Origin of the sequence: Actinoplanes sp. NPDC048791 (assembly GCF_040650095.1) — a bacterium.
GTDB lineage: Bacteria > Actinomycetota > Actinomycetes > Mycobacteriales > Micromonosporaceae > Actinoplanes.
The window spans coordinates 1-1,752 of sequence record NZ_JBEZGQ010001401.1; the positions used below are offsets into that span (position 1 = coordinate 1).

Here is a 1,752-nt window from a genome sequence, read left to right on the forward strand (position 1 = left end):
GGCCCTGGACGCCGGCCTGCAGGAGCTGTCCGACACCGACCGGGACCCCCGCCGGGCCGTTATCGCCTGCTGGGTGCGCCTGGAGCAGGCCGCCGCCGCGGCCGGCACGCCCCGGCACGCCGGTGACAGCCCCACCGACCTGGTCGCCCGGCTGCTGGCCGAGCAGCGCCTCGACGCCGGCGTGCTGACCCCGTTCGCCGCGGTCTACCGCCAGGCCCGCTACGCCACCCACACCGTCGACGACCAGATGCGTCAGCAGGCCCGCTCCGCCCTCGAACGGCTGCGGGTCGACCTCGGCGCCGGGGTCAGCTCATGAGCCGCGAGCAGGACGGCGGGCTCGAGGACCTGTTCGGCAGCCGGCCGGCCGAGGTCATGCTCCCCGACCCGCCCGAGGAGGAGGCCGAGAAACCGCGGTCCCGGATCGGCTGGGTCGTCCGCAACCTCCTGCTCGTCGCGGTCGCCACCGTCGTCACCGTGGCGGCGCTGCGGTCGCGCGGCATCAATGTCTCCATCCTGCTGATCGTGGCCGCGTTCGTCGCGCTGCGGCTGCTGATGCTGGCCGTGTCCGAAGTGGCCCCGCCGCCGCTGCCCAGGCCGGCGACCCGCCGCGGCGAGGACGAGGGTGACTACCGATGGGCCGGCACCGATACCCTGCGGGCGGCGGTACGGCGCTGGGAGCAACGGCTGGAGTGGTCGCAGCACGACTTCGAGAGGTTCTCGCGTAACGTCCTGCCCGTGTTCACCGAGCTCGCCGACGAACGCCTGCGGCTCAAGCACGGGTTCACCCGCGCGTCGGATCCGCGGCGGGCCCGGGAGCTGCTCGGCGAGCCGCTGTGGGAGTTCCTGGACGAGCCGGGCCGGCGCTCGCCGAAGCCCCGTGAGCTGTCCACGTACGTCGAGGCACTAGAGAAGATCTGAGAAGGGTGGTTCGGTGACGGACGCGAGCGTGGAGGCCCTGCCGCCGTACGAGGTCGGCAGGCTGGCCGGCGCTGTCCTGGACTCGGTCGGCAGCGTGGTGGTCGGCAAGCGGGAGTCCCTCGAGCTGGTGCTGGCCGGCATCCTGGCCGGCGGTCACGTGCTGCTGGAGGACCTGCCCGGGCTGGGCAAGACGCTGACCGCCCGCTGCTTCGCCCAGTCGCTCGGCCTGGACTTCCGCCGCCTGCAGTTCACCCCCGACCTGCTGCCCGCGGACGTCACCGGGTCCTTCCTCTACGACCAGCGCAAGGGTGACTTCGCGTTCCGGGCCGGCCCGGTCTTCACCAACATGCTGCTCGCCGACGAGATCAACCGGACGCCGCCGAAGACCCAGGCCGCCCTGCTGGAGGCCATGCAGGAGAAGCAGGTCTCCGTCGAGGGCGTCACCTACCGGCTCGACCCGCCCTTCCACGTGCTGGCCACGGCCAACCCGATCGAGTACGAGGGCACGTACCCGCTGCCCGAGGCCCAGCTCGACCGGTTCATGCTGCGCGTCTCGTTCGGCTACCCCACCGAGGACGAGGAGTGGGAGGTGCTGCGCCGCCGCATGTCCCGCCGCCAGGAGGAGTCGCAGCTGGCGCCGGTGGTCGACGCGCACCGGCTGATGGCCATGCAGGCCGCGCTGGAGCAGGTCGTGGTCGAGGACTCGATCGGCCGTTACATCGTCGCGCTGACCTCGGCGACCCGCGAGCACGACCTGCTCCAGCGCGGCCTGCATGGCCATCAGCCGGTGCGCGTCGACCACCGGCGCCAGCTGCGACTCCTCCTGGCGGCGGG

General features: G+C 72.8%; 3 protein-coding genes. All 3 read left to right on the forward strand.

Going from position 1 to position 1,752, the window contains the following annotated elements:
- The coding region (locus AB0C29_RS46765) for a DUF4129 domain-containing protein (RefSeq protein WP_360834621.1) at positions 1-316 on the forward strand (316 nt) is incomplete at its 5' end.
- On the forward strand, positions 313-918 hold the full coding sequence (locus tag AB0C29_RS46770; RefSeq protein ID WP_360834623.1) for a hypothetical protein: 606 nt from the start codon (positions 313-315) through the stop codon (positions 916-918). The genes AB0C29_RS46765 and AB0C29_RS46770, both read left to right, overlap by 4 nt.
- A gap of 13 nt (positions 919-931) precedes the next feature.
- Positions 932-1,752, forward strand: an 821-nt coding sequence (locus tag AB0C29_RS46775) for an AAA family ATPase (RefSeq protein WP_360834625.1), incomplete at its 3' end; no start/stop codon positions are given.